The 20,377-nt window shown below is 62.6% G+C and carries 19 protein-coding genes; 6 read left to right on the top strand and 13 right to left on the bottom strand.

Going from position 1 to position 20,377, the window contains the following annotated elements:
• Positions 1-21 precede the first annotated feature (21 nt).
• The 9 genes from phnD to phnG form a co-directional block, all read right to left on the bottom strand.
• On the bottom strand, positions 22-1,011 hold the full coding sequence (gene phnD, locus ACLKMW_RS23570) for a phosphonate ABC transporter substrate-binding protein (protein WP_415726969.1): 990 nt from the start codon (positions 1,009-1,011) through the stop codon (positions 22-24).
• 27 nt (positions 1,012-1,038) lie between these two features.
• Positions 1,039-1,878: a phosphonate ABC transporter ATP-binding protein gene (gene phnC / locus ACLKMW_RS23565; protein WP_415726968.1), complete on the bottom strand. Its 840-nt coding sequence runs from the start codon at positions 1,876-1,878 to the stop codon at positions 1,039-1,041.
• Between the two features lie 103 nt (positions 1,879-1,981).
• The gene (locus tag ACLKMW_RS23560; RefSeq protein WP_415726981.1) at positions 1,982-2,680 is read right to left on the bottom strand and encodes a DapH/DapD/GlmU-related protein; all 699 of its coding nucleotides are present in this window, start codon (positions 2,678-2,680) and stop codon (positions 1,982-1,984) included.
• A gap of 2 nt (positions 2,681-2,682) precedes the next feature.
• On the bottom strand, positions 2,683-3,393 hold the full coding sequence (phnL, locus tag ACLKMW_RS23555) for a phosphonate C-P lyase system protein PhnL (protein WP_415726967.1): 711 nt from the start codon (positions 3,391-3,393) through the stop codon (positions 2,683-2,685).
• Between the two features lie 10 nt (positions 3,394-3,403).
• Positions 3,404-4,222, bottom strand: a complete 819-nt coding sequence (gene phnK, locus ACLKMW_RS23550) for a phosphonate C-P lyase system protein PhnK (RefSeq protein ID WP_415726966.1) — start codon at positions 4,220-4,222, stop codon at positions 3,404-3,406.
• The gene (locus tag ACLKMW_RS23545; RefSeq protein WP_415726965.1) at positions 4,219-5,100 is read right to left on the bottom strand and encodes an alpha-D-ribose 1-methylphosphonate 5-phosphate C-P-lyase PhnJ; all 882 of its coding nucleotides are present in this window, start codon (positions 5,098-5,100) and stop codon (positions 4,219-4,221) included. The genes phnK and ACLKMW_RS23545 overlap by 4 nt, the downstream gene beginning before the upstream one ends.
• Positions 5,097-6,206, bottom strand: a complete 1,110-nt coding sequence (locus tag ACLKMW_RS23540) for a carbon-phosphorus lyase complex subunit PhnI (protein ID WP_415726964.1) — start codon at positions 6,204-6,206, stop codon at positions 5,097-5,099. Before ACLKMW_RS23540 ends, ACLKMW_RS23545 begins: the two co-directional genes overlap by 4 nt.
• A 2-nt stretch (positions 6,207-6,208) precedes the next feature.
• Complete coding sequence (gene phnH / locus ACLKMW_RS23535; protein ID WP_415726963.1) at positions 6,209-6,820, bottom strand: phosphonate C-P lyase system protein PhnH; 612 nt, start codon at positions 6,818-6,820, stop codon at positions 6,209-6,211.
• On the bottom strand, positions 6,820-7,275 hold the full coding sequence (gene phnG / locus ACLKMW_RS23530) for a phosphonate C-P lyase system protein PhnG (protein WP_415726962.1): 456 nt from the start codon (positions 7,273-7,275) through the stop codon (positions 6,820-6,822). Before phnG ends, phnH begins: the two co-directional genes overlap by 1 nt.
• A gap of 76 nt (positions 7,276-7,351) precedes the next feature.
• Here phnG and phnF point away from each other — a divergent pair, with 76 nt between their 5' ends.
• Positions 7,352-8,125: a phosphonate metabolism transcriptional regulator PhnF gene (phnF, locus tag ACLKMW_RS23525; protein WP_415726960.1), complete on the top strand. Its 774-nt coding sequence runs from the start codon at positions 7,352-7,354 to the stop codon at positions 8,123-8,125.
• Positions 8,126-8,537: 412 nt separating this feature from the next.
• Here phnF and ACLKMW_RS23520 read toward each other — a convergent pair whose 3' ends face one another.
• Entirely contained in the window at positions 8,538-9,224 is a 687-nt protein-coding gene (locus ACLKMW_RS23520) for a GntR family transcriptional regulator (RefSeq protein WP_415726959.1), read from the bottom strand.
• Positions 9,225-9,339: 115 nt separating this feature from the next.
• Between ACLKMW_RS23520 and ACLKMW_RS23515 the strand changes: the two genes are divergently transcribed.
• The 5 genes from ACLKMW_RS23515 (at position 9,340) to ACLKMW_RS23495 (ending at position 15,261) form a co-directional block, all read left to right on the top strand.
• The gene (locus tag ACLKMW_RS23515; RefSeq protein ID WP_415726958.1) at positions 9,340-10,257 is read left to right on the top strand and encodes a substrate-binding periplasmic protein; all 918 of its coding nucleotides are present in this window, start codon (positions 9,340-9,342) and stop codon (positions 10,255-10,257) included.
• Positions 10,258-10,273: 16 nt separating this feature from the next.
• On the top strand, positions 10,274-11,014 hold the full coding sequence (locus tag ACLKMW_RS23510; RefSeq protein WP_415726957.1) for an amino acid ABC transporter permease: 741 nt from the start codon (positions 10,274-10,276) through the stop codon (positions 11,012-11,014).
• A gap of 4 nt (positions 11,015-11,018) precedes the next feature.
• The gene (locus ACLKMW_RS23505) at positions 11,019-11,819 is read left to right on the top strand and encodes an amino acid ABC transporter ATP-binding protein (RefSeq protein WP_415726956.1); all 801 of its coding nucleotides are present in this window, start codon (positions 11,019-11,021) and stop codon (positions 11,817-11,819) included.
• 79 nt (positions 11,820-11,898) lie between these two features.
• On the top strand, positions 11,899-13,095 hold the full coding sequence (locus ACLKMW_RS23500) for an NAD(P)/FAD-dependent oxidoreductase (RefSeq protein ID WP_415726955.1): 1,197 nt from the start codon (positions 11,899-11,901) through the stop codon (positions 13,093-13,095).
• A gap of 519 nt (positions 13,096-13,614) precedes the next feature.
• Positions 13,615-15,261 (top strand): RNA-directed DNA polymerase, encoded by a 1,647-nt coding sequence (locus ACLKMW_RS23495; RefSeq protein ID WP_415726954.1) that lies wholly within the window; start codon positions 13,615-13,617, stop codon positions 15,259-15,261.
• 154 nt (positions 15,262-15,415) lie between these two features.
• Here ACLKMW_RS23495 and ACLKMW_RS23490 read toward each other — a convergent pair whose 3' ends face one another.
• From ACLKMW_RS23490 to ACLKMW_RS23480, 3 genes are all read right to left on the bottom strand, one after another.
• Positions 15,416-16,951, bottom strand: coding sequence for a hypothetical protein (locus ACLKMW_RS23490; protein WP_415726953.1), 1,536 nt, complete (start codon positions 16,949-16,951; stop codon positions 15,416-15,418).
• A gap of 363 nt (positions 16,952-17,314) precedes the next feature.
• Positions 17,315-19,255 (bottom strand): hypothetical protein, encoded by a 1,941-nt coding sequence (locus ACLKMW_RS23485; RefSeq protein ID WP_415726952.1) that lies wholly within the window; start codon positions 19,253-19,255, stop codon positions 17,315-17,317.
• Positions 19,252-19,881 (bottom strand): hypothetical protein, encoded by a 630-nt coding sequence (locus ACLKMW_RS23480; RefSeq protein WP_415726951.1) that lies wholly within the window; start codon positions 19,879-19,881, stop codon positions 19,252-19,254. Before ACLKMW_RS23480 ends, ACLKMW_RS23485 begins: the two co-directional genes overlap by 4 nt.
• Positions 19,882-20,377 lie beyond the last annotated feature (496 nt).

Here is a 20,377-nt window from a genome sequence, read left to right as displayed (position 1 = left end):
TTCCGAACCTAAGGCCGATAATCAGCCCTGGAGGTTCTTCAGCTTGGCCTCGTACTCGGCCTTCTGCTTTTCCAGCGGCTCGATCTTTGCCTTCTTGTCGGCGTCGGAGAGCGAGGCGTCGGCCTCGATCTGTGCGATCGCCTTGGTCAGCTCCATCACGCGGATCGGCAGAAGCTGGTCGTTGGAGGACGCGCGGAAGGGAGTCCATTCGAGGCCGGCCAGCACCTCCTTCTCATGGGCGATGTCGCCCTTCGATTTGTCCGTGCCGTAGGTCAGGAAGAAATCCTTGATCTTAACCTTGGCTTCGTCGGACAGGTCCTTGCGCCAGACCAGCGGGTCGGATGGGATCAGCGGCGACTTCCAGATCACCTTGATCTTTTCGAATGCAGTAGGCTGGTTCTTTTCGATCAGCGCCAGATTCTCGGTGTTGTTGGCGGCGGCATCGACCTGGCCGTTGGCGACGGCCATGGCGTTGGTCTCGTGGTTGGCGTTGGTGACGTTCTTGAAGCAGGTCTTCGGGTCGACCTTGTTAGCCGAGAACACGAAGGTCATCGGCACCAGATAGCCTGAGGTCGAATTCGGATCGCCGAGACCGAAGTTGAGCGTCTGGTCGCAGGTGAGCAGGTCCTCGACCGAGTTCAGCTTGCTTTCCTTAGGCACGACGATCAGCGAGTAGTAGCCCGGCTCGCCGCTGGAGGGAACGGTCTGGGCGAACACCTCGCCCTCGGTGCGGTCCACGGCTTCCATTGCCGACTTGTTGCCGTACCAGGCCATCTGCACCTTGCCGAAGCGCATGCCTTCGATCACGCCCGCATAGTCGGAGGCGAAGAATGGCTTCACGTCCAGGCCGGTGGCCTTGGCGAAATCGGCGAGCAGCGGGTCCCATTTCGGCTTCAGGTTCTGCTGCGATTCGGTGGAGATAATGCCGAAGTTGATCTCTTCGGCCATGGCGGCGCTGGATAATGTGAGCGCCAGCACGGCGGCGGCGGTGCCCTTGAGGACTAGGTTCATGGCAAGCTTCCCTGCTTGTGGTTGGATTTATGCGAAGGCCGGAACACGCCCCGGTTCCGGCACGCGCCTCGGTTTCGCCTTCTGCATCGGTGCGTCCGGCAAAATCAGCTCCTCGGAGTTGTCTCCGTAGAGTTCGATGAGCATCTGGTTGGTCAGCTCCGTCGATGGGCCATCGAAAACGATGCGGCCGTCGCGCAGGGCGATGGTACGAGGGCAGTAGCGCCGCGCATATTCGACCTGGTGGAGCGAGACGACACAGGTGATCTTTTCGTCGCGGTTGACCGCGGCGAGGATTTCCATGACGCGCCGGGCTGACGACGGATCGAGCGAGGCGATCGGCTCATCGGCGAGCAGGATGTTGGAGCGCTGTATGAGCGTGCGGGCAATTGCCGCGCGCTGCTGCTGGCCGCCCGACAAAGTCGACGCCCGCTGCCAGGCGACCTCCGGTATGCCGACCCGCGCAAGCGCCTCGCGCGCGGCCTTCTTCTCCTCAGCAGTGAAGAGGCCGAGTGTACCACGCCATGCCGGGATGCGGCCGAGATTGCCAAGAAGGACGTTGGACAACACCGACATGCGGCCGACGAGATTGAACTGCTGAAAGACGACGCCAATATTGCGGCGCATGTCCCTGGCCTTTGCCGCGAGGCGGCCGCCGTCCTGGATCGCGCCACCCAGGACCTCGATCCTGCTTTGCCCGACCTGGGCGATCTCCAGGCCGCAGATGTGGCGGATGAGCGTGCTCTTGCCGGAACCGGAGGCGCCGATCAGGGCGACCATTTCGCCACGTTGAATTTCAAGGCTGACATTGTCCAGCGCGCGTTTCTTGCCGAAGCTCTTAGACAGATTGCGGACGCAGATGGCCGTCATAGCACGGGTCCTTCCAGTTTGCTGAAAGCTTGGCGGATCGGGTTGCCGTCCGCCCACGCCATGTTGCCCTCGCTCCGCATGCGGGCGACGGTGCTCATGGTCCTCATGGGTTTAGTCCCGGCACATGACGGTCGAGTGTCGTGTGCATGTCAGTTCGATGACTGTTAACGGCTTCCACAGGCCATGCTGCTGTTTCGTGGCGCTTAAGGAATTCCTCGATACCGAGACTTCGGAAATCATCGAGCGCGGCGCGCAGCCGTTCGTGCGGCCAATTCCACCAGGCGAGCGCTTGCAGGCGTTGGCCGATCGCAATTGGAAACCGCTCGCGCACGGCCCGCGCTGGGACGCCCGCGACGATCGTGTAGGGCGCGACGTCTCTCGTGACCACGGCGCCGGCACCGACGACCGCGCCGTCGCCGATCGTCACGCCAGGCAGGATCGTGACGCCGTGGCCGATCCAGGTATCGTGCCCGATGTGCACTCGTTTGGCGCGGCGGGCGGCAAAGAAATCCGACTCGTGCTCGGCGTCGTCGAAATAGTCGGACGCGCGGTAGGTGAAATGGTGCAGTGTCGCCCGCGACATCGGATGATGGGTGGCGTTGATGCGCACCGATGCGGCGATGTTCGAGAACTTGCCGATGGTGGCACACCAGGCCTGGCAGGCCTCCATCACGTAGGAATAGTCGCCGAGTTCCGTCTCGACGAGCCGGCCGCCTTCCGCCACTTCGGTGTAGCGCCCAAGACGGCAGTTCTCGAGCCTGGCAGTCGGATGAACCACCGGCGTTTCGGACAGGCGCGCCATGATCATGCGGCCTTCTTCGCCGGCGAAAAGCCGGTCACGTCAATGGTGACGTCGGCAACCGCATTGCGAATGTCGGTATCGTGGAAGATTCCGAGCAAGGCGACGCCGGCCCGCTTCTTCTCGGCGACCATCTCGACCACCACGTCGCGGTTCGCGGCGTCAAGCGAAGCGGTGGGCTCGTCGAGAAGGAGGACGGGATGGTCGGTGATGAAGCCGCGGGCGATGTTGACGCGCTGCTGTTCGCCGCCCGAGAAAGTGGCCGGGGGCAGTTCCCACAGGTGTTCGGGAAGGTTGAGCCGGCTCAGCAATTCACCTGCGCGCCGGGAGGCTTCCGTGCGGTCCGTGCCCCGCTCGACCAGAGGTTCGGCAACGATGTCGAGCGCGCCGACGCGCGGCACGACGCGCAGGAACTGGCTGACGTAGCCGATGGTCTCGCGGCGCAGTTCCAGGATCGTGCGAGGACCGGCCGCTGCCAGGTCGACCTCGCGGCCGCGATGACTGACGAGGATCCGGCCGGCACTCGTGCCATAGTTTCCGTAGAGCATCTTAAGGACCGAGCTTTTGCCCGCGCCGGAGGGGCCGCCCAGCACGGTGCAGGTGCCGGCGTGTAAGGCGAAGCGGGCGTTGGCGACCACCGGCAGTTGGATGCCTCCACGCAGATGCATGGTGAAAATCTTGCCGAGGCCAGTCACGACGAGAGCGGGAGATTGCACGGCGTAGACCTCAGACCTGGAGGATGGAGGAGACGAGGAGTTGCGTGTACGGCGCCTGTGGGTCATCGAGCAGGCGATCCGTCAGGCCATGTTCGATGACGCGGCCGTCCTTCATGACGATCATGCGATGCGACAGGAGACGCGCCACGGCGAGGTCATGGGTGACGATGATGACCGCGAGGCCGAGGTCGTTGACCAGGCCGCGCAACAGATCGAGCAGGCGTGCCTGCACCGAAACATCGAGGCCGCCGGTAGGCTCATCCATGAAGACCAGGCGCGGCCCGGTGACGAGATTGCGGGCGATCTGCAGGCGCTGACGCATGCCGCCGGAAAAGGCGCGTGGCTGGTCGTCTATGCGGTCGGCGCTGATCTCGACGCGGCCGAGCCAGTCCGTCGCCGTCCCGCGGATCCTGCCGTAGTGGCGGTCGCCGATCGCCATCAGCCGCTCGCCGACATTGGCGCCGGCCGACACCGTCATGCGCAGCCCGTCGGCGGGGTTCTGATGGACGAAGCCCCAGTCGGTGCGCAGCAACAGGCGGCGCTCCGCCTCCTGCAGACTATAGAGATCGCGCATCTCTCCGTCGCGCATGCGGTAGGAGACCGTGCCCGAAGTCGGCTCCAGGCGGGTTGAAATGCAGTTGAGGAGCGTCGATTTGCCGGAACCTGACTCCCCGACGATCGCCAGCACTTCACCGGGCCACAAATCGAGATCGACTTCCGTGCAGCCGATCCGCGTGCCATATGTTTTGGTGAGGGAGCGGACGGAAAGCAGGGGCAAGTCCTCGCCGGCGTGGTCAAACACGGCGTCGTTTCGGAGCGCGATGGTCATGCTACGGCCTCTCCGCTCAGTTCGCCGCGATGGCCCTCGGCGCGCCGCGTCTCGCAATGGTCGGTGTCGGAACAGACGAACATGCGCCCGCCCCTGTCATCGAGCACGACCTCGTCCAGATAGACCTGCTCGGCGCCGCAAAGCGCGCACGGCCGGTCGAATTTTTGCACCTCGAACGGATGGTCCTCGAAATCGAGGCTCACCACGTCGGAATAAGGCGGCAGCGCGTAGATGCGCTTCTCGCGGCCGGCGCCGAACAGCTGCAGGGCGGCCGACATATGCATCTTCGGATTGTCGAATTTCGGCGTAGGCGAGGGGTCCATCACGTAGCGGCCCTCGACCTTCACCGGGTAGGCGTAGGTGGTGGCGATGTGTCCGTTGCGGGCGATATCCTCGTAGAGCTTGACATGCATCAGCCCGTATTCTTCCAGCGCGTGCATCTTGCGCGTCTCGGTCTCGCGCGGTTCGAGAAAGCGCAGCGGCTCGGGGATCGGCACCTGGTAGACCAGTACCTGCCCCTCGGCGAGCGGCGCTTCGGGAATGCGGTGGCGGGTCTGGATAATCGTCGCCTCGGCCGTGTGTGTGGTCGTTTCGACGCCGGCTACGCGCTCGAAGAACTTGCGGATCGACACCGCGTTGGTGGTATCGTCGGCGCCCTGGTCGATGACCTTCAGCACGTCGTCCGGCCCGAGGATCGCGGCGGTCACCTGCACGCCGCCGGTGCCCCAGCCATAGGGCATCGGCATCTCGCGGCTGGCGAAGGGCACCTGGTAGCCTGGAATGGCGATCGCCTTGAGGATGGCGCGGCGGATCATGCGCTTGGTCTGTTCGTCCAGATAGGCGAAGTTGTAGGTGGAGCTGCGGTTGTGGGCGTTCATTCCGCGGCCTCCTGTATGACGGTCGGGCGGGTGTCTTCGCGCCGGTCGTGCTCGGCGCGCATGGTGCGCACGAGGCCGAGTTCGGCCTGGAAATCGACGTAATGCGGCAGCTTCAGGTGCTCGACGAAGCCTGTCGCCTGCACGTTGTCGCAATGCGACAGCACGAACTCCTGGTCCTGCGGCGGCGCGACGATGTCCTCGCCCAATTCCTCGGCGCGCAGGGCGCGATCGCACAGCGCCATCGCCATTGCCTTGCGTTCCGACTGGCCGAACACCAGCCCGTAACCGCGCGTAAACTGCGGTGGCGCCTTGGCGGACCCCTTGAACTGGTTGACCATCTGGCACTCCGTCACCTGGACGCGGCCGAGCGGCACGGCGAAACCGAGCTCAGGAACGAAGAACTCCACCTCGACCTCGCCGATACGGATTTCGCCGGCAAAGGGATGCGAGCGCGCATAGCCGCGCTGCGTGGAATAGCCTAGCGCCAGCAAAAAGCCTTCATCGCCGCGTGACAAGCTTTGCAGGCGCATGGCGCGCGCCATCGGGAACTCGACCGGCGTGTGGTTGATGTCGCCCGGCGTATCCCACCCCGGTAGATCGGCATCCTCCTCAATCAGCCCTTCACCGCCGAGAATGTCCGCGATCCGCGTCGCCGCCTCGGCGGCGGTTTCGCGCCGGTCGCCGGCCGCGATCTCGGGGTCGCCGTCGAGGTCCGCGTCGAGCAGGCGATGGGTGTAATCGAAGGTCGGGCCGAGAAGCTGCCCGCCCGGCAGGTCTTTGAAGCAGGCCGAGATGCGCCGCTCGATCAGCATCGCGCCGGTGTCGACCGGTTCACTGTAGCCGAAGCGCGGCAGGGTGGTGCGGTAGGCGCGCACGAGGAAGATCGCCTCGATCAGGTCACCGCGCGCCTGCTTGATGGCGAGCGCCGCCAGCCGACGGTCATAGAGTGAGCCTTCGCTCATCACCCGGTCGACGCCAAGCGCTAGTTGTTCGGCGATCTGATCGAGCGTCAGCGCCGGAACCGAACGGTCGCCGCGCCGGCGGTCGGCCAATAGCCGGTGCGCATTGTCGATCGCGGCCTCGCCGCCCTTGACTGCGACATACATGCTCAGGCCTCCCTTGCAGTGAGCCGCGCGCTGCGCGGCAGGCAGGCGAGCGCATCGCCGGCAACGAGCACGAGATCGACGCCACGCGGGAAGCTCCGCGTGCTTTCGTCCCATTGGCTGGCGAAATCGTCTGGCAGGCCGCACGGGGCGATGGTTTTCTCGCCGCGGATTCCGGGTGCCCGGAAGGTCAGCGGCGCGCCGCCATCAAAGGCTTCAACGGCGACGACCAGCGTCGCTGACCGGTCGGGATAGTCCTGCGTCCCTTGCGCAAAAGCGTCCAGATCGGGCAGGGCAGAACCGACACCGATCAGGGCGAAGGCCGCCTCGGCGGGGTTGTCGACGATCTGCGCGCCGGTGTGGAAGACCAGCCATTTGCGCACGGCTTCGCTTCGGTCGAGCGCCGGGTCCAGCCAGAGCGGAGTGTCGGCATCGGCCAGCGTGCAGGCGAGAGCGCCGACGAGCGGCGGCAGCGGCGCCGGCGGCGCGACGGGCGGCTGGACGCCGACCACGGTCGCGGGACCGGCCATGGCATCCATCACCGCGCGGAAGACGGCCTGTGCATCCTGCACGGGATCGGAAAACCCGCCGTCCAGCGCCGTTGCCTCGTTGCGCATCAGTCTTCTCCCCGCACCATGGTGAAAAAATCGACGCGGGTGGCGGCCGTCTCTTGCCGGCGCGTCTCGTCCGCCGCGTCGAGTTCGCGTTGCAGCGGCGCGATGATGCGGGCATCGACCAGCGTCGCCGTCTCAGACGTATGGCAGACTGCGTCGACCAGCGCCGCGATGCGCGCCTTGTCCATGTCGCGGCCAAGGGCGACGGCATGGCCGACCGAGCCGTCTTCCAGCCTGACGCTCGCTCGCGTCACCGTCGCCTCGCCGACGTTGAAGGGTTCGCCACTGCCGCCGATGCGCCCCCGCAGAGCGACCAGGCCGCATTCCGGTCCGCGCAGAACGCGATAGGATGGCGCAAGGTCGAGCGCCGCCCACAATTCCCGCAACCGGCCGGTGCCGCTGCGTGCCAGCACCGCCATCCGGTTCCTGCGTTGAGCGTTGTCCTTGTCGCTGTGCATGGCGTGTCCTGTTTGTCTATTTATCTAGACAATAAGATGAATTGGCTGCACCATAGTCGCGCCTGATGACAGGCACATGACAGGAAAGGAACAGCAAGCGATGGCGGCAGGATTGCAGCGCGGCGTCGGCGTCGCCTTGTGGCGGCAGATCGCCGACGGCATACGGGCCGGCATCGCCGGCGGGCTAGCCGACGAGACCGGCCGCCTGCCGCCGGAAGCCGAGCTGGCGGAACGCTTCGGGGTCAACCGCCACACCGTGCGCGCAGCCATCGCGGCACTCGCGCATGAGGGCGTACTGGCCTCGCAACAGGGGCGCGGGACCTATGTGCGGCGGCAAAAGCGCCTCGTCTATCCGATCGGCGAGCGGACCCGGTTCACCGCAGGGATCGGCGAGCAGGCGCGAAATACGCGCAGCGCCATGATTGGCACGGCGAAAGAGCCGGCCACCGGATGGATTGCCGCAGCACTTGGCGTGGAGATGGGAGGAACAGTTATCCGCATCGAAAGCCTCGGCAAGGCCGATGGCGTGCCGGTGTCGCGATCGACCTCCTGGTTCGACGCGAACCGCTTCGACGGCATAGCCGAACTGTTTTCCACGACCGGGTCTGTCACGGCGGCACTTGCGAAGCTCGGCGTGGCTGACTACCGTCGCGTCTCGACTTCTATCGAGGCGCGTCATGCCGAAGAGACCGATACGCGTGAACTGCAACTGGCGCCGGGAGCCATCGTGATCGTGACGCGGGCGGTGAATTGCGACCTGTCAGGACGACCCGTGCAGTGCTCGGTGACCCGCTTTGCCGCCGATCGCGTGGAATTGGTTGTCGAGACCGCAGCTCTCGGCGGAGGCTGACGCTGGGCAGAAGCCTGCACTGAGTGAATCGCGGCATCGACCGCGAGCATCTCGCAATCATACCTGTGCCAAGTCGATTGCCGAATGTCTGCTTCAGAGCGCCGTGCGTCCAATTGGACGCACAAAGGACGCTTAGCTCTTTGATGGAGCATCGGAATAAGCCGAAAACCGATTCCACTTTTCGTCCGATGCTCTAGCCAGATATGTTTTGGGAGCGGACCGTTTCGGAGCGTTCTGCGAAAGTTTGGCTGGCCGATTTGCGCCCTAAGGCGTCGGTCGAAGCTCTCGCGGTCGCTGAAAGCAGCCTAACCGGCGGGTCATGCGAGTCGAGGTCGCGAATGCGCATTGCGCCACTGTCGTCTTGCTAGATGCACCAAGACTTATATCCACGCCCGACTGGTTCTGTGAGCATTCAGATGATCTTGCGGACTTCCTGTTCGAAACCCAGCACGTGGTGCAGCGCAATGCGCTCAGCCGTTTCGCCATCTCCCCGGCATACCGCCTCGAGCATCTGGGTCTGCTCGTGCAGGACCTTGTCGAGACCTGTCATCAGTTCCGGAAACCGTCGTGTCGCCACGTGAAGAATCCGCAATGAAAGATTGTGATAATGGTCGAGCGTATCAAACAGATAGGGGTTTTTCGCGGCGCGGTAGATGAAGCGGTGGATACGACGGTCGAGTGCCAACAGAGGCTCGACTTCCGGCGGATCAGAAAAGGCTGCGAGCTCTTCGATTAGTTTGCGTGCCTCGCGACGCTCAGGCTCTCGCAGACGTTCGGCTGCCAGACGTGTGGCCCAGGACTCGATGGTCGCGCGCGCTTCGTAGATCGCCGACAGGTCGCTGATGTCTATGGTGCTGACCGATGTGCCCCGGCGTCCGTTAACATCGACAAAGCCGTCGCGCTGCAGCCGCAGCAGCGCCTCGCGCACCGGCGTACGGCCGACATCGAGCCGACGCATCAGCTCGGTCTCGCGCAACAGCGTGCCCGGTGCCAGCTTCACCGTGATTATGTCCTCCCGCAGCTGCAGATAGGTCCGCTCGGCCAACGTCGAGCCGGCCTCAACCTTGTCGGCCTCTCCCTCACGCATCGGCGCGTCCATCTACTTTCTCCACCGTGCTGGTCCGATCGCCAGGAATCGCTTGACAGCGGATTCCTATAATATACTGTTCAATATATCACAAATATATTGATCCGAATACAGGGAGGTATCGGTGATGAACAAGGGTGTTTTGTCGCAGTCGTTTAAGGGTGGCGTCGCAGCCTTACTGGGCATTGGAATTGGATTGGTGGCCGCATCGCAGGCGGCGCTGGCGGAAGATCTGGAGACGCTGAAGCCCGGCGTCCTGCAGGTCACGATCCAGCCCTACATGCCCTACACGGCCCTGAAGGACGAAAAGCTCGTCGGACTGGACAGCGACATCCTTGCGGCGGTCGCCGACAAGCTGGGTCTCGAGATGGAGGTCAGCGTCACCGATTTTCCTGGCATGCTGGCTTCGGTCCAGTCGCGGCGCGCGGACATCACAATCGGCGGCATCGCCTGGTCTGATGCCCGCCAGAAGGTCGGCCTGTTCACCGATCCGCCTTACTATTCACCCCCGGCGATGGCCGTGCACGGCTCGGCCGATTATCCAGACGTCAAGAGCCTGGAGGGCAAAGAACTTGGGACCGTGACCGGCTATGTCTGGGCGAAATCGATCGCCCAAGTGCCGAATGCTGTCCCGCACACCTATCCGACGGCCGACAGTGTCTTCCAGGACCTTTCGTCAGGCAGACTGGATGTCGGTTTCCTCGACCCGCTGCTGATCATCTACCAGCAGAAGGAGCGGCCGGACATGAAGTTCCAAGTCAAGTACCTGACGCCGCCGTCCGCCGAGGAGGTCAAGGCCCATCCCGACTACCAGTACTTCCAACCCTACATGACCGGCTTTTACCTGCCGAAAGAGGCTCCTAATCTCGCCAAGGCGGTTTCGGACCAGATCGACGCCATGTACAAGGACGGCTCACTCGCCGCGCTCGTCACCAAATGGGGCGGCGATCCGAAGCAGTTCCTGGTTCCCTCGCCGGAGATGGCGGCTCAGCGCCGGGGCGTGGACCGCCCGGCGGACTGGTCGCCGCCCTCGATCGCGCCCTGAGCAGCGTGGCAATCTTATGTCTATTTTCCACGACCTCGCCGGAGTTCTCCAGGTTCCCTGGGGCGATTACGCGGGCAATCTCGGCTGGGGTCTGCTGAGGACCCTTGCCTACACTATCGCCAGCTTCGCCGGGGCCGCCGTTCTCGGCCTCGTGCTGGCGCTGATGCGCCTCAACCGCCTGCGCATAGTGCGACTGCCGGCGGCCCTCTACACGGAGATCTTCAAGAATGTCCCGCTGCTCGCGATCATCTTCGTCACCTATTTCGGCCTACCGTCGATCGGCATCAGGTTCAGCGTCTTCGTCGCCGGCGTGCTAAGCCTCGTTCTGTTCTATGCAGCTTATCTGTCGGAGATTTTTCGCGCGGCGATCGCCGGAATCCATTCCGGCCAGAACGAGGCGGCGCAGGCGCTGGGCCTCGGCCGTGGCACAACCTTCGGCCATGTCATCCTGCCACAGGCGCTGCGGCTGGCGCTGCCGGGCACAAACACCATGTTCGTCGACCTTCTCAAGTCGACGTCGTTGCTGGTGACGATCTCGGCCGCCGAACTGATGACCCGGGCGCAGTTGATTGCCTCCGAGACGTTTCGCGCGCTCGAAGTCTATCTGGTGATTGCGGTGATCTATTTCGCCGTTTGCTACCCCGTCTCGCAATCCCTTCTCTGGCTTGAGCGGACGATCCAGGCGGGCGTGCCGCTCTCGCTCGGTCGTCGGCGGCGGCTGAAACTGGCTAAGACGCTGCTCGCAAGAGGAACCTAGACCCATGACACAGCACATGCGCGATACGACACGTAGCGCGACGGCGTCCGGCGCCAGACCTGCCGTTACCATCCGCGGCCTGTGCAAATCCTTCGACGGAAGGCAGGTGCTGGGCGGCATCGATCTCGACGTGCCGACCGGCCGCATCGTCAGCATCATTGGCCAGAGCGGCGGCGGCAAGACGACGCTGATGCGCTGCGTCAATCTCCTCGAGCAGCCCGACGACGGCGTCATCGATATCAACGGCGAAACGATCTGCGCCAGGGGCGCGGTGACGTGCAGGGACCTCGCCAAGCTGCGTCAGCGGGTCGGAATGGTGTTCCAACGCTTCAACCTGTTCCCGCATCTGACGGCGGTGGAGAACGTCGTCCTTGCCCAGATGCACGCGGCGGGCGTCGGCGAGCTCGAAGCGGTGGAGCGCGCCGTGCGCCTGCTCACCCGGGTCGGCCTCGCGCATCGGGCAACAGCCTATCCGGAACGTATGTCGGGCGGCGAGCAGCAGCGCGTGGCGATAGCGAGGGCGCTGGCGCTCGGCCCCACCGTGCTTTTGTTCGATGAGCCGACTTCGGCGCTCGACCCTGAATCGACCGGCGAGGTGCTGCGGGTGATGCGGGAACTCGCCAGCGACGGCATGACCATGATCCTCGTCACGCACGAACTGCCCTTCGCCCGTGAAGTGTCCGACTTGATCGTGTTCATCGACGGCGGTCGCATCATCGAGCAGGGAACAGCGGCGGATGTGCTCGATAAACCGCGCGAGGCGCGCACGGCCGCCTACGTCGCGCGCTACGCCGTGCCGGGTTGAGTGCCGAATCCGACGGCATGGCATCTGCCCGCTCCGCTCGGGGCGCGTCTTCGATTTGTCCTAACCCCATGGGGATCAGATGAGCAGGATTTCAACAGACGTTGCCGTGATCGGCGGCGGCGTCATCGGTTTGGCGATCGCGCTGCGGCTTCGCGCGGACGGCCGCGAGGTCGTCGTGATCGAGCCGAACGAGCCCGGTAGCGGCGCCTCTTACGGCAATGCCGGAACCATCGCGAATTATGCGCTCATACCGGTCGGAACGCCATCGGTTCTGCGCAATCTCTTCTCGCTCCTCGTCGAGGCGAATGGTCCGTTGTCGATCCGTACCTCTGCCCTGCCGACGCTGTTTCCCTGGCTGGCGCGGTTCGCCTACGAATCGCTGCCGCACCGGTATCGGGAAAACACCCGCCGGATCGCCGAACTCGTTTCCGGGGCCGCGGCGGCATGGGCCGAGTTCGCGGCTCAGATAGGCGCATCGGAGTTGCTTTCCGCCAAGGGCTGTCTCTATCTTTATGATACGCGGAAGGCGTTTAGCGCCGCCACAACGGATATTGAACTCCGCCGCGGCTACGGAGTTGTCCAAGAGTTCCTCTCCGTCGACGAGGTGCGTCGGCTCGAACCTTGCCTGCCGCCTTTCGAAGGAGGCGGATTGTTCTTCCCGGGCGCGATCAGTCTCAGCGATCCGGGCGAGGCAATGCGCCGATTGGCCGCGGCGGTTCGTCGGGCGGGTGTCGAATTCATCCAGGCTTCAGCGCAAAAGATTGAGCGCGAGCCGAATGGAATCCTGATCACCGCCGCGCCACTCGAGATTTGCGCACGAACCGCGATCATATCCGCCGGCGCTCAGTCGCAAAAGCTGGCCGGCCAGATCGGCGATCCGGTTCGGCTCGATACCGAACGCGGCTATCATGTCGAGTTCGACATGGCCGAGCCGCCGATCGCACGGCCGGTCTGCCCGACAGCGCACGGCTTCTATCTCTGCCCGATGAAAGGCAGGCTGCGCGTGGCGGGTCTGGTGGAACTCGGCGGGTTGGCAGCGCCGGCAAACCCGAGGCTCCTGCAAGCCTTGGCACAGAACGCACGCCACCTCTTTCCGGAAATCGGCGAACCGAGCCGGACCTGGCTCGGATTCCGCCCTTCGATGCCCGATTCCGTACCCGTGATCCGACCGTCGAGTGGAGGGCGGGACGTCATCCTGGCCTTCGGCCATGGACACATAGGCTTAACGCTTGCTCCGCGCACCGCCCAACTGGTAAGCGCCATTCTTGCAGCCTAGCCTTAAACCAATATCTGACTGATTTTCGCGAACGGCGGCTTTGCGCCCGATATCAGTCGTAGAGGCAGTTGTTGCTTCCGCCCGAAAGCGGCCATAGCCTTGGTTTGACTTGAGGACATCTGTATACCAAAAGGCGATATCACGACACGTCCGGCAACCTACAGCAGATCGAATTCCTGAAATATTGCGCTCGACGGAGATTGCCGAGAATTCGATGTGCCAGTCATTCCGGAAATGGGTGTGGCAGCCGGTTCTGGGTTGTTCCATCGGCCGCAATCGCTCAACACCTTGCGAGATAGGTCTTTTCCTTGGCGCGCTGGGACGGCTTCGCTACGCCTTCATCGAGTTCCTCCTTAAGGGGCGAGCTTTTCGGGGTTCCGGTTAGGTTCGTATCACAAGGCGCGCTACGGAGCGCCGAAACGGCGTCATAAGACCCTGCCGTGATGTTAATAATTTCGCTCCGAGCGAATGCATCCTGCATTCCTCGCAACATGAGTGAAGTCTGTGGGAGGAGCGGATTTGGGGGACATAAAGCTCGGGGAGCCGTTCGGCATGGACCTCAGCGAGGTGTCGGACGCGGATTGGACTCTTGCGGTCCAACGCGTCATCCACGACCTACGCTCGGACTTCATTTACGCGCCGCACATCGGTTTCATTTACAGGAAGACGGGCGAGGAGCTGGTCGAGATCCTGAAACGGGAACTGCGGGACGGGCAGCACAAGCCGGGTCTTCCCCTCACCATGGAAATCCCCAAATCCCATCGCATGAGGGTGGCTGTGACTCCCCCTAGGCCGGGTCCGGCCTACTCCCGGCCGGGAAGCATTCTCATGCCGAAGGACCGGATTTTCTACCAGCTCCTGGCGGACAAGGCGGCTCCCGTAATCGACGCGCGCACCGATCAGGCGCGTTCGTTCAGCCACCGGCTTGAAGGACGCAATTCTCCCAGCATGTTCAAGCCGACCCGGGCGTGCTGGGGCGAACTCCAGCAGGAACTCGCCCGCCTCACGGGAGACAGGAAGAACAAGTACGTCCTGAAGATCGATGTCGCGAATTTCTTCGGGTCGCTCAACCAGCACACCATGATCAACGTGCTGGCGGATGCCGGATTCCCTGCCAGGTATCTCAGCCGGCTGGAAGCGGTTCTCACCGCCTACACGGGGGAAAGAAGTTCGAGGGGCATCATCCAGGGCATCTACCCCTCGGACCTGCTCGGAAATTTCTACATGGAGCCGATCGACCGCTTTCTCGCCGATATCGACATCCCCTCCGCACGGTATGTCGACGACATATACATCTTCCTGCCAAGCGTAGATGCCGCAGATCGGTTGATGAGGCAGTTGATACCGGAGCTTCGTGCGTATGATCTCGTCCTCAACGAGGCGAAGTCCGTGATCATGCCCAAATCGGCATTAAACACCGAGGAGCCGGACCTAGAGGCTCTGTTCGACGAGGCGGTGCAGGAGATATCGAGACAGATCGACGAAGAGGAATTCGATGTCGACTACGGCTTCCAGTCGGAATGGGAAGACGAGGACGAGGAACCCGCCGACCAACGCGAGGACAATGGCGAGGAACCGGCCGAGGACCTCGAGCTCGAGGCCACGATGGTGTTGTTCGACGCGATCACCGACCACCCGGGGCACGAGGAAACCATTGAGCGCTTCTGTCTTCCGTTGTTCGCCAAAGCCGAGTCCGACTACGCGGTGGCGCACGTCCTCGACGCTTTCGCGAAACGTCCGTCGATGACACAGATTTACGTTTCCTATCTTTCCAAGTTCCTGCCGGACCAGCAGGTCTATGACTTTCTCTGCGGGCGCCTCGCGGATCGGTCCCTGGTCGATTGGCAGCTGATGTGGATACTGGCTGCGCTCATAACCCGCGCGCCGCTGGACGATGCTCCGATCAAGACGGCAATCGCGCTCCTCCGGGACGGTTCCGTTCACGAGGCGACGAGAGCGACCGCGGCCATCTATGTCGGTCGGTATGGCGATGCTGCTCGCCGGAGAAACCTAATTGGAATCTACGGAACACTGTCTCCTTACGTGCAGGCGGCGATCTATTTCTCTTCGAGGTTCTGGCCGATCGTCGAGCGGAGAAACGCCAAAGCGCAATGGGGAGCGTTGACCCCTCTAAACGAACTACTGACGAAGGCGCTCGGAAAGTAGGTAGACATCGACGATTGAAAGCTCGGCCTGGCGCCCCGGAATGTTACAATCGGATGAGTCAGCCAAGAACCTCATTCGATTGTAACAGGGGAAGCCCGTCAGCCGGCGCAGTTTCGCAACCCTGGCCCGCCCGCCGCCCCCGGCAAAGTCCGGATCACCGTGACGCTTCGGAAGGTTTGGGGCGCAATGCGGCGATCTTGACCACCAGGATACCGTAATCTGAAGGTCCTCTGGTGAGGATCATGGGGCTGTAGATGAACTCGAGATGTTCGGGTTCCTCACCCGGTCGCGTCTTGTCCAGGACCAGTAACATGCCCAGACGCGCGTTGGTCACCTGGTACTGGCTGGTCTGGCTGCCGTATCCGGCGAGCAGCGCGTCGAAGGAGGCGTCGTCGGTCTCCTGTTTGACCTCGATGACAATCTCGCACGACTTGTAGACGTACCGGAGGTCGGCGCGCCCGCCGCCCTTCCCTTTAACCTCGTCGTCGATCGCCATGCCCCTCGAGCGGCTCCAGGAATGGAAGTCCTGCTGGAGGTCCTTCTCGATCGGGTTCGCTTTCATGTGCTGGAAAAGATACCCTGCCTGGCGATTTTGCTCGTAGGAGCTGTTCAGCCGATCTTCCGCGAAACACAGAACACCATGAGCGAGGTCCATGAACCCCGCCTTGTATTCCGCATGTTGGAAGTCCGGCAGCTCGGAGAAGGCCGTCTCGATCGTCTGGATTGCCTCGATGATATATCGCGTGGTCCGCTCGCGCACCCTGTCCATCCGAAACAGGAGAACGTCCTCGAGTTCAGTGAACCCGACCTTGTCTGCCGCCCGATCGAGTATGGCGGAGGCCAAAGGGCTGGCGGCTTCCGCGTCCGTAGGGTCCGCGGATCGCTCCGCGAACGCCCGGATGTCCCGCACGAGATCGTCGTCGATACCCCCGGCGTAGGCCGCAAGCCATTCACGGATCGCGGCCATGAACAGGTGATTGTCGACGAGGCTTTTCTCGATTCTGGGCCGGATCAGCAACTCGACTCCGCCACCGTCACCAGGACCGAACACCATGGAGCTGGCGTTGTAGGCGAAGAGAAGCTGGTCGTTGATCACCGCCGCAGCGTGAAGCCATGTCCGCTTAGTCAGGCTGTCGGCCAGATGCGCCAGGCGGATGGACAGTGTAGTGAATGCGGAGGTCTGCGCGGCCACGTGTCCGAGCAGCGGACCGGGATCAGCCTGCGTGATATAGGCATCGTAGGCAAATGCCGCCTCCGTCAACTTGGCGAGGGTATCCTGGAAGCTGGATAAGTCGCGGGACTTGATGAAACCTGTCAGCAGATCGATCGCCAATGCGAAACTCTTGGCTTCGTAGCGGCTATCGCGCACCTCGGCGGCCCCGGAAAAGTGATCGCGGGCCTCGAGTAATGCCGACATCGCATCATCTGCATCAGTGGCCGCCAAGGCTTTGCCAAGCGCTAGAAGTCCCAGCTCCAGCTTTACTTGGTCGGCACAGTCGGGATAGCGTTCGTAAGCGTGCAGGAATTCGACCAGCCCGCGGTCATCGCGTGTCGAAAGCACCAAGCCTGCGATCTTGGCGGCATACGGGACTATCGCCAGCTCGCTTTCGTCGTCGATCTCCGTGATGGCGGCACTCAGTCGGGTCAACTGACGCTCGTGGCCCACCGCCGTCAGATAGGCGCCTTTCAAAGCGGCAATCCTCGTCGACCGGCTGTTTGAGCGATCTTCGAAAAGCGAAAGGAAGCGCTTGAAAATCCGCTTCACGGGTTCCGGCGTGAGGACCGGTCGATGTGCGAAGCGGGCGGCGAGCTCTAGGAGAGCGAGGTCGGAAGCAGTCTCCTCGACAAGGTCAGCCAGGAAAGAGTCGACTTCGACGGCGCGCTCGTCGCGATGCGGCGCGACGAGATCGAAGAAGAGTTCGGGGGCGCTGGATGCCCCCGCTTCGCGTCCCTTGAGCAAGAGCGCGTCGAGGCCGCCGAACGAAACCGCGTCATACGGCTCGTTCCGCTGCAGGAAGCCCATCAACGCACTATCGAGGGACATCTGCCTTTCTCACCACATCCATTCGTCTTCGCGAGACTTCCTTACATTATCGCAAGAAACATGCTCGAGGACTGCCGGTACGGCGAGGCTGGTGACGAAAACTTGGACATATGGCATTTCGTCCGAGAGCGCGGCGAGGCCTTTTACGATCTCCGAGACGTTGTCGTCGACGGTCTCGTCGGTGCGCGGGGAATCGATGAAAAGCAGGCCGGGGTGGCGGCCCACCCCTCGCGCTTCGCTCACGCGCAGCATCGCGAGGACGGTGGCGATCTTGAGCCGTTTGCGCTCTCCTGGTTGGCAATCGCCAAAGTACTGCTGCCCGCCCGCTTTCCGGAGCTTCATGCGGGTACCCTGGAATTCGATGCTCTCGAGCATGATCATTCCGAAGGATCGGGCGAACTTCGTCGCCTCGGCCGCAACGTCCGCCAGGATAGCCTTCTGCTCGTCCGCGAAGAACGAGGTCGTTACGGCGTCGGCGGCGTTGAGCACCTTCAGATCGTCGTTTGACGCCGGGGCTTCGCCGCCCGTCAGTCGACGGACTTCCTCGATCTGTGCGTCGAGCTTCAGCGTCTCCTTCCAAGCTTCCGTCGGCGCGTCGGAGGCGGCGATCTCCTTCTGCAGGTTTGTGAGCTCGATCTCGAGGCCCTCGCGCTCGGCTTTCTTGGTCGTCAGGTCCCCCTCGAGTTTTTTCTGGGTTCCCTTGAGTTTGCCGAACTGGCTCTTGGCATCGTCTTCCCGCTCTACGAGCGCTTCCCGCACGCCCGTCAAGTCTTCTTCGCCTTTCGGTTCCTGCCGGCCGCAGACGATGCAGTCATGGTGCTGCTGCCGCTCCTCTCGAAGGTCGTCGGTGAAAACCTCGTCGCAGCTGGGGCAATATTCCGGGCGCAACAGCCGGAAAACGGCTCCGGCCTGTCGCGCCTCGTCGAAGCCGTGCCGTTCTCGCACAGCATAGGTGACCGCCTCCTCGGCAGCAGACAGGTCGAACGCGAGATCGGCGTGCCTTCGAGTAAGGGCATGGATTTCGGCGGAAACCGCCGCCAACCGATGGATCGCGGTTCGTTCCCTGGATACAACCGCCTCGACCCTATCCGGCCCGGCAAGCCGTTTGCCGACCTTCTCCCGCTCCGCTTCCAGTTCGGTCAGCCGTTGCCGTGCCGCGCTCTGGCTCCGTGCGGCGGCCTGTCCGGCGCGCTCGCCTTGGATGCCGATTCCCTTGATCGCTGCCTTGATGGTCGTATGGGTCCCCACCCAAGGCAGACCGATGAACATCCGCATGAGGTAGGTTTCCATGCCACCGACCCCGGCCGGGCTATCGCCGAAAATGTTCTCGGGGTTCGGGTCGATAGCAAGGACCGACGAGAGCCATAGCCAGCCATGATCCTGCGCGATGTCCTTACCCTTCTGGTTTACCACGATCCTGGTTGAATTAAGCCCAAGCTTGTCGAAGAAGAACGTCTCCATCGCGGTCTCGAACGACGTGGCGTCCTGGAATGTCGATACCACGAACTCGCGGCTGTTCTTCAGCTGCACCAAAGTGCCGCGTTGGGCATGGAAGTCCTGGATCCGGGTCTCGAAAACGTCGTTGTCGACCGAGAACCGCAGCGTCATCGTCTCGAACCAGCGCTCCATGTCTTTCGCCAGGGAGCTGCGCCCGACGAGCCCGAGCTGCATGAATCTCAGGAGTGTGGTTTTGCCTCTGAAATTGCTGTCGCTAACGATGGCATGGAGGCCGGGACCGAGGTCTTTCCACTCGAAGTCGATCTCGTCGTTGAGAATTCCGGCTTTCTTGCCAGTGAACCGTAGTGACAGTATCCGCACCCGCTGCGGAACGGCGGGCCGGATGATCGGCTTGATGGAGTTGCGGTCGAGTACCTCTTTCGCGTCGCCCCTGCTTACGCCAGCCTTCTTGGCGATCGCGTCATACCAGGCACTGATGTCTGTGTTGATCATGCTGGGCTTCCGAACTGGTCGAGCTTGGACTTCACGAGGTCCGTGATAGTGGGGATGTAGTTCATGATGGCGGTGTCGTGATACTGGCGCGTCGAATGCTGGACGGCTTTTAGTTCGTTGCCACGACGGGGTCCGGCGACATCGACGACCAGCCGAGCGCGGTCACGATACCAGCCGAGCAGCGGGAATTCCTTCGCGATCGCATCGCAGAACTCTTCGGTCTTCTTGGTCAAGAAAAAGAAGTGCGAATGCCCGACGGCAGTCTTTCGGCGCTCGGGCCTCACGAGACCCCGGCACTCGAGCAATGCCAACGCGGTGTCGAGCGGCTCGTAGGCGCCGAAATGCTTCCGCAGCATTGGGATCGTGCGGAGAGACGGCTCGCCGTCGTCGTATATCGCCCTGGCTATCTCGAGCTTGGCCGTGTCACCGCTCTTTTCGTGCTGAGAGATTAGTTCAAGCGCCAGGTAGTCAGGATAGCGCACCCAGAAGTCCATAGCCTGAAGGCGCTTTTCGCCGCCGAAGACATGCGGATAAGTGCCGACCATATCTTCGTTGTGGTTTTCCGTTTTGCCAACGTTGAGAAGGAAAAGCAACCTGATGGCATCACGCTTGTAGTCTCGCGCCATACATCCTCCCCGCATGCGTGCACTGGCGCGGACGCTACCTGTGGATTGCAACTTGGTAAAGTACCTATGACTTCATGCAGGGATTAAGCGGGAACTGGAAAGTATTGGATCGTAAACTCTACTGTGACAGGACGAGACGTGAATTAATCAAGGCATGAGATGGTGTCCATCTTTGGCCCTCTGAAAACTACAAGGTAAGCTTTGGGCCAATAGTGGTCATTCGGGGCGCGAATACGCCATCGGCGGCTTACCGCGCAAACTCGGCTGAACCGGACCGTCTGGTGTCGGCCCCTTTCCGGCACAGTTTGCCTGCCGGCTTCGCGCCGCCGAATCGGACTTTGCACTCGACGTGATAGGATACTCGACAGCGCTGCGCCGCGCCGGCAGTTGCAGAACAGACCGACGCCGTGCTGCGCAACTGAGCTGCCGCATCAAAAATCCCGCCTCCTTGCAACGGGGGCGGGATATTGCCATATCCGGCGCAGCGGACCGGGCC

The organism is Borborobacter xinjiangensis (assembly GCF_047739745.1).
Taxonomy (GTDB): Bacteria; Pseudomonadota; Alphaproteobacteria; order Rhizobiales; family Rhizobiaceae; genus Pseudaminobacter.
This window is presented reverse-complemented; position numbering and strand designations above follow the sequence as displayed.

Excerpts from the sequence above, each read along its gene's own strand:
- ACLKMW_RS23545 (WP_415726965.1), bottom strand. The coding sequence starts at position 5,100 with ATGAACGCCCACAACCGCAGCTCCACCTACAACTTCGCCTATCTGGAC.
- phnD (WP_415726969.1), bottom strand. The coding sequence starts at position 1,011 with ATGAACCTAGTCCTCAAGGGCACCGCCGCCGCCGTGCTGGCGCTCACA.
- phnC (WP_415726968.1), bottom strand. The coding sequence starts at position 1,878 with ATGACGGCCATCTGCGTCCGCAATCTGTCTAAGAGCTTCGGCAAGAAA.
- phnH (WP_415726963.1), bottom strand. The coding sequence starts at position 6,820 with ATGCGCAACGAGGCAACGGCGCTGGACGGCGGGTTTTCCGATCCCGTG.
- phnG (WP_415726962.1), bottom strand. The coding sequence starts at position 7,275 with ATGCACAGCGACAAGGACAACGCTCAACGCAGGAACCGGATGGCGGTG.
- ACLKMW_RS23540 (WP_415726964.1), bottom strand. The coding sequence starts at position 6,206 with ATGTATGTCGCAGTCAAGGGCGGCGAGGCCGCGATCGACAATGCGCAC.
- ACLKMW_RS23480 (WP_415726951.1), bottom strand. The coding sequence starts at position 19,881 with ATGGCGCGAGACTACAAGCGTGATGCCATCAGGTTGCTTTTCCTTCTC.
- ACLKMW_RS23505 (WP_415726956.1), top strand. The coding sequence starts at position 11,019 with ATGACACAGCACATGCGCGATACGACACGTAGCGCGACGGCGTCCGGC.
- ACLKMW_RS23520 (WP_415726959.1), bottom strand. The coding sequence starts at position 9,224 with ATGGACGCGCCGATGCGTGAGGGAGAGGCCGACAAGGTTGAGGCCGGC.
- phnK (WP_415726966.1), bottom strand. The coding sequence starts at position 4,222 with ATGACCATCGCGCTCCGAAACGACGCCGTGTTTGACCACGCCGGCGAG.
- ACLKMW_RS23515 (WP_415726958.1), top strand. The coding sequence starts at position 9,340 with ATGAACAAGGGTGTTTTGTCGCAGTCGTTTAAGGGTGGCGTCGCAGCC.
- phnF (WP_415726960.1), top strand. The coding sequence starts at position 7,352 with ATGACAGGAAAGGAACAGCAAGCGATGGCGGCAGGATTGCAGCGCGGC.
- ACLKMW_RS23510 (WP_415726957.1), top strand. The coding sequence starts at position 10,274 with ATGTCTATTTTCCACGACCTCGCCGGAGTTCTCCAGGTTCCCTGGGGC.
- ACLKMW_RS23560 (WP_415726981.1), bottom strand. The coding sequence starts at position 2,680 with ATGGCGCGCCTGTCCGAAACGCCGGTGGTTCATCCGACTGCCAGGCTC.
- ACLKMW_RS23500 (WP_415726955.1), top strand. The coding sequence starts at position 11,899 with ATGAGCAGGATTTCAACAGACGTTGCCGTGATCGGCGGCGGCGTCATC.
- ACLKMW_RS23485 (WP_415726952.1), bottom strand. The coding sequence starts at position 19,255 with ATGATCAACACAGACATCAGTGCCTGGTATGACGCGATCGCCAAGAAG.